The following is a 15,057-nucleotide window of genomic DNA, read 5'->3' on the forward strand; positions in this document are numbered from 1 at the left end:
TGCAGTACTTGGTGTTGGAGCTGTTGCTGAACCTGCACCTCCTGTTGGAGTTGTATACCATAATAATCCCGTACCTGTAGCACTTAATGCTGTAGCTGAATCATTTTGGCAGTAAGTAACAGGGGAAGTAACTGTTGGTAAAGCAGGTGTAGCATTTACAGTCACTGAAATTGGAGATCTTGGACCTTCACAACCAGATATCGTTTGGGATACATAATATAGTGTAGTACCTACTGCTGCGGCTGCAGTACTTGGTGTTGGAGCTGTTGCAGAACCAGTGCCTCCTGTTGGAGTTGTGTACCATAACAAACCAGTTCCTACTGCAGTTAATTGCGAGGCAGTTTCTCCCTGACAATAGTTGACCAATGTAGTTACCGTTGGTAAAGCTGGTATAGCATTAACTGTAACTTGAATTTCTGCAAATGGTCTACAAGTTATATCAGCGGGTGCAGGATTTGCTATAGCATAAACGTAATAAATGCCAGGTGTATTGGGTAAAGATCCTAAAGTTCCATTTGCAGGAAGATCTAAAGTAGCTGTACCACTAGTATTTGGAGTTGAGAAACCTAATGGTATTCCACCAATATACATGTTATTACCAGTTTGTGGTGATGTAAAATAAACATAACTTATGGCATTACTTCCTGTGAAATTAGTACTAACTGAGAAAGGAGTTGGGTCACCAAAAAAACACAAACTTTGTGCTGAACTAGGGCTAGTAATTGATGGACAAGATGCAGCTGTACAACTGAAAGTTGCCGGTCCAAAACAAGTTCCAGCTCCTCCAATTGGAGTTATAGTAATTTGAACATTATCGCCAGAAGACAATCCAGAAACTTGATAATTATTTACATTACCTATTAAACCTATAGTATTTGCTGGTCCAGAATTAACTTGATAAGATACACTATGATCAGTTGCACCTGATAATGCTAGCCAATTAAAATTAACTGAAGATCCTGTTGGAGTACCGCAAGTTATTGTAGGAGTTACTGTGCTAACAAAGTTTAATGTGAAAGATTTTGTTTCTACACAAGGTGCGCCAGTAACATTATCAATAATTCCAACCCAAATAACCTCTCCAGGAGTGCCAGGATAAGTTGTGATATTGGTTATTGGACTTGTTGAATTTTCAGCATCAGCTTGTGAATTATAGTAATCAATTACATAATCAGTTGGACTTAATCCACCTAAAATAATTGGAGAATTTGAAGATAAGTTAAAAGTCCCTCCTATACATGTAGAAAGATTTACGGGGTTACCAAGTGGCATTGGATTCAAGAATTCAACGGTCATACAATCTGTAAAAGGACAATTTGGACCAAAAGGATAAACAGTGGCACACAATTGACCCGGCTGATTAACAGTAACACATGGGCCTGTTTGTCCAGGAATTACAACACCATTTAACTTCCATTCATGCACTACAGTATTTGGTAAGCCAGAACATACTTGCGCAGATGTACTGTAACATGGAGCTAAACCATTTGAAACTAATAAATCCATAGGTAAAGTTAATGGCGGTGTTACATTAAAACTACCTGCCTCTAAAAACACTGCCGAATCCAATGAATTATCTCCTACATTGGCAATGGCTAATTTAATATGATAGGTTAACCCACACTGAACATTAGATACAGCTGCTATAACCTTGGTAAAGCCATCATATTGAATGGTATTGCCTCCCGTCACGTTAGTGGTAAAATATGCAGAATTAGAGTTAGCATTAACATTATTAATTGTTATGGGCGTGTTAGTTGATGGTATTAAAGCAATGTTTTTAGCATTATTTGAATAAGGCCCGTTTATACCCGGACCACTGAGAAAAAATCCAAAAACATCATTAAAAGATGAATTTACATACTCTGGATATTCTTCAGATGCGAAAACAAATTTAAATTGTAAGTTATTACCATTAGGAATAAAATCAAACTCAATAATTGTTTTATTATTAATTGTGTTTGTGGTTAATAGATCTAAATCAGAATCATTTGGAGAAGTTGATGAGGAGGCAAAAGTAAAATTACCTGAATTGTTGGGACCGACAGCAGCAGTTGCATTGCCAGTTGCTAAAATTATTCCACTAATTAAGCCTAAATTTGAAGCATTACCGTTAGAAAATTTTCCAACTTTATCTTGAACAGTATTCGCAGCGTCAGGAGATCCATTAAAAGTAATATTTGAAACCGTTACACCCGGTCCTAAAAGTACATTTTGAACTAACCATGCCGGAGTGTTTGGAATAGGAAATGCAGTGTTATTTACAACTAGCTGTGATTGTACAACATGAATGGATAATAATGCAAATAAAATGAAAATTTTCTTCATATTTCGATTAAAAAAAAGTCGAATTTAACTAGTAAATAAAACTTAAGAAATGTTAATTTATTGTTTAAATCTCCAAATATAGAAATTTCCAACAAAAATCTTTGTTAAATTTGTAGAAAAATACGCAACAAAGCAATGAAAATTATCATTAAAGAAACACAAAATCCAACAATATTAAAATTTGAATTTCCAGATTTTATTACCCAAAATGAAAATTTTGAGTTTAAAAATATAGATGAAGCAAAAAACTCCCCTTTAGCACAACAATTATTTTATCTTCCTTTTGTTAAAACGGTATATATCTCAGGAAATTTTATTGCTATTGAACGATTTAGTATTGTTGATTGGAATGACGTTAAAGATGCTGTTGCAGAACAAATTGAAGAATACGTAAAATCAGGTGGAAAAATTTTACTTGAAGTTGCTTCCAACATGAAAAAATCTGCTGTTACTGTTTATGGCGAAACAACACCAAATCCTACTACCCTTAAGTTTGTGGTTAGCAGAAGACTTACAGAAAATGCTTTCGAATTTAAAAATATTGACGAAACTAAAGCTTCTCCTTTAGCTAAAGAATTGTTTCAATTTCCTTTTGTAAAAGAGGTTTTTATTGATGAAAACTATATTTCAGTTACAAAATATGATGTAGCAAGTTGGGATGAAATCACAATTGAAATTCGAACGTTTATCAAAGAATATATTGAAAATGGTGGAATTGCAATTGAAGAAACCTTTGCAGAAGCAGACACTAAACAAGAAAAACAGCAAATTAAAAATTTTGATAATTTAGATACAACCTCCCAACAAATAATCAATATTCTTGAAGAATATGTAAAACCAGCGGTTGCTGCTGATGGCGGGAATATATTATTTGATTCTTATGATGAGGATTCAAAAAGAGTAAGGGTAATATTACAAGGATCATGCAATGGTTGTCCTTCCTCAACATTTACATTAAAAAACGGAATTGAAAACATGCTCAAAGACATGCTTAATGATCAAGCAATTGTTGTTGAAGCAGTTAATCCTTAAATTAAAATTAAAAGACTAAATAGTATAAAAAAACCCTAAAACCAAATGGTTTTAGGGTTTTTAAGTGCGGGTAATAGGACTCGAACCTACACGCCTTGCGGCACCAGATCCTAAGTCTGGCACGTCTACCAATTTCGCCATACCCGCAAAAATTGTGAGTGCAAATATAACAATAAATATGAATTCCAAATTAGGAATTATAATTTTTTTTAAAACTCTTTTTTGTATTTTTGAAAATCTAAACAAACCAATAATAATGGACACTATAAAAAATTACGTTCAAGAAAATAAAGAACGATTTATTAATGAATTAATTGAATTACTTAAAATCCCTTCGGTAAGTGCTGATACTGCTTACTCACAAGATGTAATTGATACAGCAAATGCAGTAAAATTGAGTCTTGAAAAAGCAGGTTGTAAACATGTTGAAATTTGTGAAACTCCTGGTTATCCAATTGTGTTTGGAGAACATATTATTGATAAAAACCTACCAACTGTATTAGTATATGGCCATTATGATGTGCAACCACCAGATCCTGTTGAACTATGGACTTCTCCTCCATTTGAACCGGTTATTAAAACAACCGAAATTCATCCTGAAGGTGCAATTTTTGCTCGTGGTGCTTGCGATGACAAAGGGCAAATGTACATGCATGTTAAAGCATTTGAATACATGATTGCGTCCAATAATTTGCCTTGTAATGTTAAATTCATGATTGAAGGTGAAGAAGAAGTTGGATCGAAATCATTAAGTTGGTTTGTTGAACGAAATCAAAAAAAATTAGCCAATGATGTGATTTTGATTTCTGACACCGGAATGATTTCTAACCAACAGCCTTCCATCACAACAGGATTAAGAGGATTGAGCTATGTAGAAGTTGAAGTTACAGGACCAAACAGAGATTTACACTCGGGTTTATATGGTGGTGCTGTAGCAAATCCAATCAATGTGTTATCTAAAATGATTGCTTCGCTTCACGATGAAAATAATCATATCACTATACCTGGATTTTATGATAAAGTAGAAGAATTATCTGCAGACGAAAGAACCGAAATGGCAAAGGCTCCATTTAGTTTAGACAACTATAAAAAAGCACTAGATATAGCAGATGTTTACGGAGAAACTGGTTATGTAACCAATGAAAGAAATTCCATTCGTCCAACATTAGATGTAAACGGAATATGGGGTGGATATACTGGCGAAGGTGCTAAAACTGTAATTGCAAGCAAAGCGTATGCGAAAATTTCGATGCGTTTGGTTCCAAACCAAGATTGGGAAGAAATAACGCAACTTTTCAGCAAACATTTTATTAGCATAGCTCCTAAATCGGTTACTGTAAAAGTAACACCTCATCACGGAGGCCAAGGCTATGTAACCCCAATAGACAGCATAGGCTATAAAGCAGCAAATCAAGCCTACACCGAAACATTTGGGTTGCCTGCAATTCCAGTAAGATCAGGAGGTAGTATTCCGATTGTAGCCTTATTCGAAAAAGAATTAAAAAGCAAAACCATATTAATGGGATTTGGTTTAGACTCAGATGCTATTCACTCTCCAAATGAACATTTTGGAATTTTTAATTATTTAAAAGGAATTGAAACTATTCCATTATTTTACAAATATTTTGTAGAAATGAGTAAATAATTTGCAAATATTGACCATAAATAAATCCGTTATAATAACGGATTTATTTATACTATTAATTTTCTGTTTTGTAAATTTTGGTTTATGATTTTTAGAAGTTCGTGTTTGCTTTTATCAAATTCTAAAATTATAATCTCCTCATATTTTAATTGCTCAATTTTATCTTTAATATTTAAATTCGGAACTCCAACAAAAAAACATTCTATTTTAGGATAAATAATCAAAAAGTTGGCTAGATCATCAACATCATTAACTACAAAAAAACAAGCGTCATAACCTTGAATGGATTCGGGCTGAAATCTTTTTTTATTTGTGCAAACATCAAAATTCAACAAATTAGAATAATAATGTTTTAACAGGGAAGAAAAACCTTTTGAGGTATCGTAAATATAGACTTTTTTATTGATCATAAATTACCTTACATACCATTTAATTTGTTTGTTTAATATCAAAACAAATACCAAATCGATATAAAGTAAAAATAACTCTAATATATAAATATTGCTTTTTATTTCGTCGAGAGGACTGAATTAATAGTTGAAATATTCAAAAACTATCGACTAAAGCAGGTTGATGGATTCCATTAATAAAGAACGATTGTTTTTACTTACCGGAATTAATTCTTTACCAATTAGAACTGTTGAATCTTGGATGTCAATAATTTTATTGACATTAATTACATAGGATCGGTGAATTTTTATAAAGGAAGATTTTGGAAGTTTTTCTTCTATTTTCTTTAATGTAGTATGAACAGTGTAATTATTAACTTCTGTTTTAATTAAAATATAATCCCCATTTGCTTGAATAAAGTTAATGGTTGAAATGTCAATCTTTATTAATCTTTTATCAATATTGACATAAATTTCTTTAATTGAATTATCAGGAAGAATTGGGGTTGGAAGTGGCGTTTCTTTTTTTATAGAAATGCGCTTAATAGCTCTATTAAATCGTTCTTCTTCAATAGGCTTAACTAAATAATCTGCAATACAATTATAATTAAAAGCATCTAAAGCGAAGTTTTTATCTACGGTAACTAAGATTATTTTAGGAGGATTTTTTATAGTTTGAACAAAATCAAATCCTGAAAAATTAGGCATATGAATATCTAAAAATATCAAATCAACCTCATTCGAATTTAGGTATTTCATTGCGTCAATTGCATTAGAAAATTGCTCAACCAATACCAGTTTTTCTGATTTTAATATTAAAATTGATAGAATTTCTCTAGCCAATTTTTCATCATCAATAATTATACATTTAATCATAAAATCAATGCTTATAATTTTTGGATAAAGTTAGTTATATTTTTTAATATAACTTCGAACTCTTTTTGATATTCCAAATTGTGATTTCTTAAATTCTGCTCGAATTTCCCAGCCAATTGATACGAATTTTCAAGACCTAAAATTCCAATTTTATGCTTTAGTTTATGAACAGCTTCTGAGGATTCTTCATAATTTGGAATCGATATATTTTGATTGTAATTAATCAATTGTTGCGGGAATTCACTTTTTAATATTGAAATAAACTTATCAATTATTGCTTGCTCTCCTTCGGCAATTTTATTGAAATAATCTAAATTTGGTTGCTCCATTTTATTATTATTTACGTAAGGTGAAAAAGAAGGTTGTCCCTTTATTTTCTTGGCTATCCAGCCATATTTTCTCGTTACTATTATCTAATATTCTTTTTACAATTGAAAGCCCAATTCCACTAGATTTATCATCTTGTGCAATTGACTCAAAAATGAAAAATATTTTTTCGTGATTTTTTTTGGAAATCCCCACACCATTATCTTTAATTGAAAAAACAAAATGCCCTTCTTTTTCAACACAGGCTATTTCTACTAATCCATTTGGCTTGTCGTTAAAATTAATCGCATTGTTGATTAAATTTTGAAACAATTGCTGCATTCTAAATCCATCTGCTTTTATTGTGGGTAGTTTATTTGCAATTTTAATTTCTATGTGTTCTGGAACAAAAACCATATTCAAAATATTTTGAACAAGATCATTTAAATCTACTTCTTCATTAACAATATGAACTTTGTCAATTTTAGAATAGGTTAAAATTCCTTGAATAAGGTGATTCATTTTTTCCACTTTTCTCTGAATCAATGTAAAATATTCTTCAGTTGTAGGATTAAAATTTGCTTCGTTTTCTTCTTTTATCCATGTAATTAACGAATGTATACTTCGCAACGGGGATTTTAAATCATGGGAAACTACATGTGCATATTCATTTAAAGATTGGTTTTGTTTTTCAAGACTGTAGAGTAATTCCTCTCTTTGTTTATTGATTTTGATGATCTCAATTGTTTGCCCTTTAATGTAATCAGAAGTATTAAGATCAATTATGGATTGATTAGTATTACTATCCAAATTCATAGAATTCAATATAAATTCTAAGTTTTTATTTATTTCTTTTAAGCTGTCAGCTTCATCTCTTAGTTTTTGATTGGCTTCATATAATTCATCAGAACTAATCTTCATTGAATGTTGTAAAATGGCAATTTGATCTTCATAATTACTATACGATTCATCAATAGACTCTAAAAACTGGTCTATGTGATTTAATCCATTATTTAAGTGCTTTCCTATTTGTCTTTTTAATAAAGAATTCATTATTCGCTAATAAGAGTTACAGTCATTGTTTGATTATGGAGGTTCGTATAATCATTTCCATTAAACGGAGCAATTTGTCCATAAGAATAAAAACCCGTTATTAAAGTACCTTCATCTAAAGATTCTTTTACATACTCGGTCTCTTCACCTACTCTTTTATTCATGACTAATTTTCTTCCAATACAACTTACTAAGAGTGCTAATTCGGCCTTATTTTCTCGGTCTTTGATTGCTAATTCTGTTGCGTTTTGAGCACCGTCGATTAAAGCATCAACCGAGGCCATTAACAATTGTACTTTTGAATTTTCGGGTGCATCACCAGCTAATATTAGCGTTTTGTTTTGCTCGTCAACTGCTAAAATTGTTCTAACAACAGCTTGCTTTTTTCCTTCATAAGTAACATTTAAAGGAAAAGATAAAGATGCCGAAGGCAAACTTATTGCTCTATGCGCCAAATGGTTTTTATAAACTTCCAATGCGGGTTTATTGTCAATTTCATAGACGATATTACCAATTGATCTTGTAATTTTTCTCTCAGGCCCAAAAGGAAACCATCCGCCAGCACTTGCAAAAGAAACTTCTAGTGTGTCTCCATAAAGTCCAATTAACACTACTTCACCTGTCTTTGGATTGTCATTATAAGACGAAAGTGTTTTTTCAAAACGAGCGTCATCACCACACAATCCTCCAGTTATGGAAATCGATTTACTTAAATTATTTTCCAATCCTTCTATTAATTTACTGCCATCAAGCAATCCATCTGCAATTACAAAAAGGTGCCTTAAATTGTCTTTTGGGATTTTCTTTAATAATGCTTCGCCCAACAAGTTAGTTTGCTTATTAAAACTTGAAATGTTTTCCCTTTCAATAATAAAGGTGCTGTTTTCAAATTCTATTGCAGTAATTGAAATTGAATTATCCTGAATACTTCCATCAAGTATTTCTCCAGAAGTTGATGCAAAAACAAGATTTTCATATGGAAACTCCTCTTTAATAATTTTTATTTTGGCTTCATCTTCTAATATAAATCTGTTAGCAAAAACCAGTACTAGTGGATTAACCAATGCAACTTTTGTTTGCAAATAGCGCCAATTTTCAGTTCCATTTTTTGATGCTTGAATAATTTTCATTTCGTTATTTTTTTAACTCTATATAAAATGTTGTTCCTACTCCAAGTTCACTTTCTATCCATATTTTTCCGTTTAACATCTCTACTATTTTTTTAGCAATTGATAAACCTAAACCTGTAGATCTATCGTTATTATTAAAATATTTTGAAATATTAAAAAGGTGTCGTTGACTTTCTAATGCTACGCCTTTGCCATTGTCTTTAATCGAAAAAATATAACTTTTTTTATCCTCCTTAAAGTCAATTTCTACAATTCCTTTTGGTTTATCAATAAAATTTATGGCATTGCAAACAACCTTTTGAAACAATTGCTGTAATCGGTATTTATCTGCTCGTATTGTTGGTAAATTTTGTAGGATGGTAATTTCTATATTCTCAGGAATAACAAAATTTTCAATGCTGTTTTTTATAATTTCATTACAATTTACATCCTCATAAATAAACGCTTCTTTATCTATTTGAGCATAATCAAGAATGCCATCTATTTGCCGATTCATTTTTTCTAACTTATTTTCAATAATGGTTAGATATTCTTTAGAATTTTGATTTAAATCGTTATCCTCTTTTAAGAAAGTTATTAAGGAATAAATACTTCTAATTGGTGCTTTTAAATCGTGGGAAGCAATTAGCGCATAACTTTCTAAGTCTTTATTGGTTTTCGCAACATTATTTGCTAATTCATCTTTTTGGGATTTCAAATTAATTGTATTGGTAATGTCTTCTTGTATTGCAAAATATTTTAAGATTTTACCTTCCTTACTGTACAAGGCCTGGCCTTGAATTTTAACCCAATACTTCTCCCCCGATTTTTTGTAATTAATTAACTCACATTTAAATGGTAATCCATTTCTAATTTGAGTCCTTAAGTAATTTATTTGTTCTAAACTGGATTCTTTGCCTTGCAAAATATGTCCGGGTTTTTTTCCAACTAATTCTTCAAATGAAAATCCAGACATAGCAATAAAACTACTATTAACCCATTCAATATTACCTTCACTATCGCAAATAATAACCGAATTAATGTTTTTTTCGGCAATTAAAGACAATAATACAAGTTGATCTTCTTGTCTATCCTGTAGTTTGATATTTGACTTTGAATATTTATTTAATTTTTCGCTTGAAATAAAAGTATCAATTGGTGATCCAATAAAAAGCAAATCTTCATTGTAGGAATTAATTTGTCCAATTAATTGAAAATCTTTCGTTTGAATCGAACTTAATGTCACTTTCCCAGATAAATCAGAATTTGATGAATTGATTTTAAAATGATCTAATATAGAAGTTGCATCATTTAACTCAGAAAAATAATTAGCAAGTAAAGTGCTGTGAAATTTTACAATATAATTTTTGTCAAATAAAATAAAATAAGGGAAAAAAGTATTAAAACTAGTTACATCAAACTCAAATTGAAATTTTTTCATACTATTTAGGATCAGGTTAGCAATTATAATAATTCATTACTTGACCAATATTCGAGTGTTTTTTGGACTAAAACTAGATAATCTTCATATTTTAAAGGTTTAATTATATATCCAGAAATGCCAATTTTATAGCAAGTTGCTATATCTCTGTGATTATTAGAAGTTGTAAAAATTATTACTGGAATATGCTTAGTGAGTTCATTTGATTTTACAATTTTCAAAAACTCAATTCCGTTTAATTTAGGCATATTTAAATCTAAAAGAATAATGTCTGGAATGACTTCTTTAGTATTTAATACGGCCAAAGCTTCCTCCCCATTTCGTGCTTCGATTAATCGATGGTTACTGCCAATTTTTTGTAATACCCTTACAAACATCATTACTTCAATAGCATCGTCCTCTACGAATAAAATATTTAACAACTTAAACATGGGTTAGTTTTTATTATAATTCTCAAATATTACATATTATTTTATTCTATTTTTATAGTTATTTGATTAATCGTTAAAATTACATTTATTGTAGATGAATTAATTGATTCTTCTTACAAAAGAATAAAAACACCAAAAAAAAGCCCCTTGTTGACTACAAGGGGCTTCGCAATGAATAATCATTTTGTTGCTATTGAATTTCGGCTTGCACTTTTTTGGTAAGACTTTTAAAAACCAATTCATAGGAATGATCAATAAGTTCTCGCATCATTTTGTCGGAAACATCGCCATTAAAAGCAACCGTATTCCAATGAATTTTACTCATATGCCAACCCGGAATAATAGCTTCATATTCGGCTCTTAATTCTTGCGCTCTTTCGGGATCACATTTTAAATTTAAGGAAGGAGTCCCTTTCTCCCATTCGGTTAATGAAGTGAGGCAAAACATTTTTCCGCCAACTTTTAAAACCAAAGTATCCTCGTCAAATGGGAAATGCTCGGTTACTCCTTTTTTAGATAAGCAAAATTCGTAAAATTGTTGGATGTCCATTTTGTATTAATACTAAATTATTTTCTCCATCATTTTGTTGGGATGTGCTAAAGAATCAAAGCCAAATTTTTTATATAAAAAATGAGCGTCAGAAGTGGCCAAGCGCCAAAGCTTAACATCTTTCAGCTTTGGATCCAAAAGCATTGTTTTTATCAGTTGAGAAGCGTAACCTTTTCCTCGTTGTTCTGCGGTAATAAATACATCCATTACATAAGCAAAAACCACATAATCGGTAATGACTCTGCAAAAACCTATTTGTTTGTCCTCCAAATAAATTCCGAAACAAAAAGACGCATCAATTACTGTTTGAACCTCTTCTAGAGTTTTTGGCGGAAGCCAACTCACTTGTTTTAATTCACTTAAAATAAATGGAATGTCTAATTTGTTTTTATCAGAAGAAACCGAAATCATATTTTATATAAAATTGGTTTACTTGGACTCGCATCATTTTCAAAAGATGCAATTTGAAGGTTTAAAATAAAACTTCCATCTTGAATTTCGTTTTCTACAAAAATCATCTCGGTAATGGTGCAGGTAAGTCGTGCATCTGAATTTAATTCGGCTACATTTTTTACATTCCAAAAGGCTTTGTGAGCCAATAATTTACCTTCATCTTCTTCTCTGTCTACACTTGGCAAATCAATTAGTAAATGTTGAATTCCGATTTCTCGGATATAAGTTGCCGCCTCTTCAGCTAAATAAGGCGGATTGGTTTTAGAATAATTCTGATGTTTTTTACTTTCTAAATTGGGTAAAGTCCGAATTACAATTGCTTCCGGAGTTTTTCCATTCAAAGCCAATTCGATCTGAGATTTAGTAATAATTCGATCTTCAACTTTTTCTTCTGGAGTAATAGAAATCAATTCGGCAGTGAAGAAAAACTTTTTCAAACATTGATTAATTGAATAAAAATCTTTTGTTATATGTCCAAGGCATTCCGTATGCGTGCCATGCCCATGCGGATTAAAAAAGATATTGTTGAAATTGGTGGAACTTCCTTCCGAAACTTTTCCAATCCAATCACCAAATTTCACCGGTTCTATTTCTGGTTTTTCAATATACCAAGCAATAGGATTGGCATCGGTATTGGTTAACGGAATCGAAATATCAATTGCTTTTGATAAATCAATTTCAAAAGTTTGACCATTATGGCTAATCGTTGTTTTCAAATTAATGATTTTATTCCAAATTTAGTAAAAATAAATCGGATGCAATACCATCACTTAGGAACTTCCCCTTTTGTGTGGTTCTCAATATTGCATCATCTACAAACAATAAATGATCTTCAACATATCGAGCGGCCTGCTTATTTAAATAATCCAAACAGGTCTTCCCAAACTCCTTTTCAATTCGTTCCAAAGAAACGCCCCACATGGTGCGCAAACCGGTCATTATATATTCATTATACCGATCGGTTTTAGATAAGGTTTCGGTTTCCATTGGAAGTTTATTTTCCAAGATTGATTTAATGTAAATCGAATTATTAGAAACATTCCAACCTCGTTTTTGTCCATCATAACTGTGTGCCGATGGTCCAATTCCTATGTATTTCTTTCCCAACCAATAACTGGAATTGTTCTTTGAAAAATAATTTTCTTTTCCAAAATTGGAAAGTTCGTAGTGAATAAAATCATTTTCAGTTAGTTTTTCAACTAAGATTTGAAAATGTTCTTGAGCCACTTCTTCATCTGGCTGCGGAATTAATTGTTTTTGTATGAACGAATGCAACGCTGTTTTTGGCTCTACGGTTAAGGCATAACTTGAAATATGTGGCACATTATAAGATAAAGCCATATCAATGTTTTGAATCCATTTCTCGTTGCTCATTCCTGGAATTCCGTAGATCAAATCGATGGAAATATTATCGAAATACTTTGTTGCTTCTTCCAAACATTTTTTGGCTTCCGCCGAATTATGAGCCCGATTCATCATTTTCAAATCGTCTTCAAAGAAAGATTGAATTCCTATTGAAAGGCGATTAATACCAATTTTTGAAAGTTCTATTAAATAATCAATAGACAAATCATCTGGATTGGCTTCAAGCGTAATTTCGGGATTTTTAGTAACCTTATAATTTTGATAAATAGAATCAATCTGCAATCGCAAATCTGCAATTTGCAATCTACTTGGAGTACCGCCGCCAAAATAAATCGTTTCTATTACCTCATCTTGAAACTCACTTTTTCGCATTTCAATTTCTTTGGCTAAAGCCAAAATCATTTCGTCTTTTTTCTTCAATGAAGTAGAAAAATGGAAGTCGCAATAATGACACGCTAGCTTACAAAAAGGAATGTGAATGTAGATGCCGCTCATTGTTATTTCTTTACGCGATCTTCATTTTGCTTCACAAAAGCATCCCAACCGGAATAACTTTTAGCGCCAACCACTTTTCCCGAATTAAAAAAATGACAAACTGCAGCTGCCAGTCCATCGGTGGAATCTAAATTTTTTGGAAGTGTTTTTAAACCTAATAATTGCTGCAGCATTTTAGCAACTTGCTCCTTCGTGGCATTTCCGTTCCCCGTGATGGCCATCTTTATTTTCTTCGGCTCATATTCAGTAATTGGAATATCTCTCGCAAGTCCGGCAGCCATAGCTACACCTTGTGCCCTTCCAAGCTTTAACATTGATTGCACATTTTTACCAAAAAATGGAGCTTCAATAGCTATTTCATCGGGGTGATGTGTATCAATCAGCTCTATAGTTCGCTCAAAAATGACTTTCAGCTTTTGGTAATGGTTGTCGTATTTACTCAAAATCAATTCATTCAACTGAATAAATTCCATTTTTTTATTTACAACCCTAATCAAGCCAAATCCCATTATTGTGGTTCCGGGGTCAATTCCTAATATGATGCGCTCGTTTGCCAATTAATAAGTTTCAAGTTTAAGAAATCAATTCAAAGTTTTCTGTTTCTTTGCAACAATGATTTCAATTTCTCACAAAACTAAGCAATTCGGTGTTTTTATAATCAAACTTTTGATTGTAATTACGGCTTTTTATTTTATTTATAGTCAATTAGCAAATAACACCAAGCTTGATTGGGATAAATTTTTGGTTTTATTCCAAAAAAACCAATCGGTTGCAGGAATCACTTTTTTATTGTTTTTAAGTTTTTTGAATCGGTATTTTGAAATTTTAAAATGGCAAAATCTTGCTCAAGAAGTTGCTGTAATTTCTAAAATGGAAGCAACAAAGCAAGTGCTTGCCGCCTTAACATTGGGAGTTTTTACTCCGGTTGGCATTGGTGAATATGTTGGAAAAGCGCTGTATTTTGAAAAGAAAGAAACCAAAAAAATCATATTTCTAAACCTAATTTGTAACGGGATTCAAGTACTTATACTTGGTTTTTTCGGGTTTTTAAGCATGTTTATTTTAGGATATTGGAAATGGAGTTTTTTGTTATTATGCAGCTGTATTGCACTACTATTAATTTCTTTTTTTACCAAACGAATATTGATTCACGGTTATTCTATTGAAAAGTTTATCTTAAAAATAATTGAAATTCCGAGAAAAATTAATCAAAAAAATATCGTGTTGGGTATATTGAGGTATGTGGTTTTAATTCACCAATTTTATTTTCTTCTTGTAGCCTTTGATGTTAATTTACCATACTTAACTCTAATTACAACCATAGCAACTGTTTATTTACTGGCATCCATAATTCCGAGTTTTCAATTTATTGACTTTGCGTTGAAAGGAAGTTTGGCTGTTTATTTTTTCGGATTATTGGGTGTTAATGAATGGATCACAGTATTTGTTACAGCTTTAATGTGGGTATTAAATATAGTTTTACCCGTTATCATTGGAAGTTACTATGTGTTACTGTTTAAATTTAATTTAAAAAAATAATAACTACTTAAAAATCAATAACTCTTTTATAAGAAAATACTTATT

At 31.5% G+C, this 15,057-nt stretch carries 16 protein-coding genes and 1 tRNA gene; 3 read left to right on the forward strand and 14 right to left on the reverse strand.

Annotated features, from left to right (window positions below; translation table 11 throughout):
- A partial coding sequence (locus ABWO08_RS05340) for a choice-of-anchor L domain-containing protein (RefSeq protein ID WP_353084067.1) occupies nucleotides 1-2,328 on the reverse strand: 2,328 nt, incomplete at its 3' end.
- A 135-nt stretch (nucleotides 2,329-2,463) separates the two neighbouring features.
- Between ABWO08_RS05340 and ABWO08_RS05345 the strand changes: the two genes are divergently transcribed.
- Complete coding sequence (locus ABWO08_RS05345) at nucleotides 2,464-3,360, forward strand: NifU family protein (RefSeq protein ID WP_353084068.1); 897 nt, start codon at nucleotides 2,464-2,466, stop codon at nucleotides 3,358-3,360.
- A gap of 65 nt (nucleotides 3,361-3,425) precedes the next feature.
- Here ABWO08_RS05345 and ABWO08_RS05350 read toward each other — a convergent pair.
- Nucleotides 3,426-3,507: transfer RNA gene (locus tag ABWO08_RS05350), tRNA-Leu, on the reverse strand.
- Between the two features lie 109 nt (nucleotides 3,508-3,616).
- On the opposite strand from ABWO08_RS05350, the gene ABWO08_RS05355 reads away from it, so the two are divergent.
- Nucleotides 3,617-5,005, forward strand: coding sequence for a dipeptidase (locus tag ABWO08_RS05355; protein WP_353084070.1), 1,389 nt, complete (start codon nucleotides 3,617-3,619; stop codon nucleotides 5,003-5,005).
- A 47-nt stretch (nucleotides 5,006-5,052) separates the two neighbouring features.
- On the opposite strand, the gene ABWO08_RS05360 is transcribed toward ABWO08_RS05355, so the two are convergent.
- From ABWO08_RS05360 to ruvC, 12 genes are all read right to left on the reverse strand, one after another.
- Complete coding sequence (locus ABWO08_RS05360) at nucleotides 5,053-5,415, reverse strand: hypothetical protein (RefSeq protein WP_353084072.1); 363 nt, start codon at nucleotides 5,413-5,415, stop codon at nucleotides 5,053-5,055.
- A 150-nt stretch (nucleotides 5,416-5,565) separates the two neighbouring features.
- Nucleotides 5,566-6,270, reverse strand: coding sequence for a LytR/AlgR family response regulator transcription factor (locus ABWO08_RS05365; RefSeq protein ID WP_353084074.1), 705 nt, complete (start codon nucleotides 6,268-6,270; stop codon nucleotides 5,566-5,568).
- Nucleotides 6,271-6,281: 11 nt separating this feature from the next.
- The gene (locus tag ABWO08_RS05370; protein ID WP_353084076.1) at nucleotides 6,282-6,599 is read right to left on the reverse strand and encodes an Hpt domain-containing protein; all 318 of its coding nucleotides are present in this window, start codon (nucleotides 6,597-6,599) and stop codon (nucleotides 6,282-6,284) included.
- Nucleotides 6,600-6,606: 7 nt separating this feature from the next.
- Nucleotides 6,607-7,629, reverse strand: coding sequence for a sensor histidine kinase (locus ABWO08_RS05375; RefSeq protein ID WP_353084078.1), 1,023 nt, complete (start codon nucleotides 7,627-7,629; stop codon nucleotides 6,607-6,609).
- Nucleotides 7,629-8,759 (reverse strand): FIST signal transduction protein, encoded by a 1,131-nt coding sequence (locus ABWO08_RS05380; RefSeq protein ID WP_353084080.1) that lies wholly within the window; start codon nucleotides 8,757-8,759, stop codon nucleotides 7,629-7,631. The genes ABWO08_RS05375 and ABWO08_RS05380 overlap by 1 nt, the downstream gene beginning before the upstream one ends.
- A 4-nt stretch (nucleotides 8,760-8,763) precedes the next feature.
- Nucleotides 8,764-10,179, reverse strand: a complete 1,416-nt coding sequence (locus ABWO08_RS05385; protein ID WP_353084082.1) for a PAS domain-containing sensor histidine kinase — start codon at nucleotides 10,177-10,179, stop codon at nucleotides 8,764-8,766.
- A gap of 23 nt (nucleotides 10,180-10,202) precedes the next feature.
- Nucleotides 10,203-10,610 carry a response regulator gene (locus ABWO08_RS05390; protein WP_353084084.1) on the reverse strand — a complete coding sequence of 136 codons (408 nt, stop codon included), beginning with the start codon at nucleotides 10,608-10,610 and terminating at the stop codon, nucleotides 10,203-10,205.
- A 190-nt stretch (nucleotides 10,611-10,800) separates the two neighbouring features.
- Nucleotides 10,801-11,160 (reverse strand): MmcQ/YjbR family DNA-binding protein, encoded by a 360-nt coding sequence (locus ABWO08_RS05395; protein ID WP_353084086.1) that lies wholly within the window; start codon nucleotides 11,158-11,160, stop codon nucleotides 10,801-10,803.
- 12 nt (nucleotides 11,161-11,172) lie between these two features.
- Nucleotides 11,173-11,571 (reverse strand): GNAT family N-acetyltransferase, encoded by a 399-nt coding sequence (locus ABWO08_RS05400; RefSeq protein ID WP_353084088.1) that lies wholly within the window; start codon nucleotides 11,569-11,571, stop codon nucleotides 11,173-11,175.
- Nucleotides 11,568-12,329: a cyclase family protein gene (locus ABWO08_RS05405; protein WP_353084090.1), complete on the reverse strand. Its 762-nt coding sequence runs from the start codon at nucleotides 12,327-12,329 to the stop codon at nucleotides 11,568-11,570. Before ABWO08_RS05405 ends, ABWO08_RS05400 begins: the two co-directional genes overlap by 4 nt.
- 10 nt (nucleotides 12,330-12,339) lie before the next feature.
- The gene (hemW, locus tag ABWO08_RS05410) at nucleotides 12,340-13,473 is read right to left on the reverse strand and encodes a radical SAM family heme chaperone HemW (protein WP_353084092.1); all 1,134 of its coding nucleotides are present in this window, start codon (nucleotides 13,471-13,473) and stop codon (nucleotides 12,340-12,342) included.
- 2 nt (nucleotides 13,474-13,475) lie between these two features.
- The gene (gene ruvC / locus ABWO08_RS05415; protein WP_353084094.1) at nucleotides 13,476-14,030 is read right to left on the reverse strand and encodes a crossover junction endodeoxyribonuclease RuvC; all 555 of its coding nucleotides are present in this window, start codon (nucleotides 14,028-14,030) and stop codon (nucleotides 13,476-13,478) included.
- Between the two features lie 55 nt (nucleotides 14,031-14,085).
- Here ruvC and ABWO08_RS05420 point away from each other — a divergent pair, with 55 nt between their 5' ends.
- Nucleotides 14,086-15,012 (forward strand): hypothetical protein, encoded by a 927-nt coding sequence (locus tag ABWO08_RS05420; protein WP_353084096.1) that lies wholly within the window; start codon nucleotides 14,086-14,088, stop codon nucleotides 15,010-15,012.
- Nucleotides 15,013-15,057 lie beyond the last annotated feature (45 nt).

Origin of the sequence: Flavobacterium sp. (assembly GCF_040383245.1) — a bacterium.
In the GTDB taxonomy this organism is placed as follows: domain Bacteria; phylum Bacteroidota; class Bacteroidia; order Flavobacteriales; family Flavobacteriaceae; genus Flavobacterium.

Bases quoted from the DNA above. Each gene is read 5' to 3' on its own strand.
- ABWO08_RS05420 (WP_353084096.1), top strand. From the start codon at position 14,086: ATGATTTCAATTTCTCACAAAACTAAGCAATTCGGTGTTTTTATAATC.
- ABWO08_RS05380 (WP_353084080.1), bottom strand. From the start codon at position 8,759: ATGAAAATTATTCAAGCATCAAAAAATGGAACTGAAAATTGGCGCTAT.
- ABWO08_RS05365 (WP_353084074.1), bottom strand. From the start codon at position 6,270: ATGATTAAATGTATAATTATTGATGATGAAAAATTGGCTAGAGAAATT.
- hemW (WP_353084092.1), bottom strand. From the start codon at position 13,473: ATGAGCGGCATCTACATTCACATTCCTTTTTGTAAGCTAGCGTGTCAT.
- ABWO08_RS05345 (WP_353084068.1), top strand. From the start codon at position 2,464: ATGAAAATTATCATTAAAGAAACACAAAATCCAACAATATTAAAATTT.
- ABWO08_RS05375 (WP_353084078.1), bottom strand. From the start codon at position 7,629: ATGAATTCTTTATTAAAAAGACAAATAGGAAAGCACTTAAATAATGGA.
- ABWO08_RS05390 (WP_353084084.1), bottom strand. From the start codon at position 10,610: ATGTTTAAGTTGTTAAATATTTTATTCGTAGAGGACGATGCTATTGAA.
- ABWO08_RS05355 (WP_353084070.1), top strand. From the start codon at position 3,617: ATGGACACTATAAAAAATTACGTTCAAGAAAATAAAGAACGATTTATT.
- ABWO08_RS05395 (WP_353084086.1), bottom strand. From the start codon at position 11,160: ATGGACATCCAACAATTTTACGAATTTTGCTTATCTAAAAAAGGAGTA.
- ABWO08_RS05400 (WP_353084088.1), bottom strand. From the start codon at position 11,571: ATGATTTCGGTTTCTTCTGATAAAAACAAATTAGACATTCCATTTATT.
- ABWO08_RS05385 (WP_353084082.1), bottom strand. From the start codon at position 10,179: ATGAAAAAATTTCAATTTGAGTTTGATGTAACTAGTTTTAATACTTTT.
- ABWO08_RS05360 (WP_353084072.1), bottom strand. From the start codon at position 5,415: ATGATCAATAAAAAAGTCTATATTTACGATACCTCAAAAGGTTTTTCT.
- ABWO08_RS05370 (WP_353084076.1), bottom strand. From the start codon at position 6,599: ATGGAGCAACCAAATTTAGATTATTTCAATAAAATTGCCGAAGGAGAG.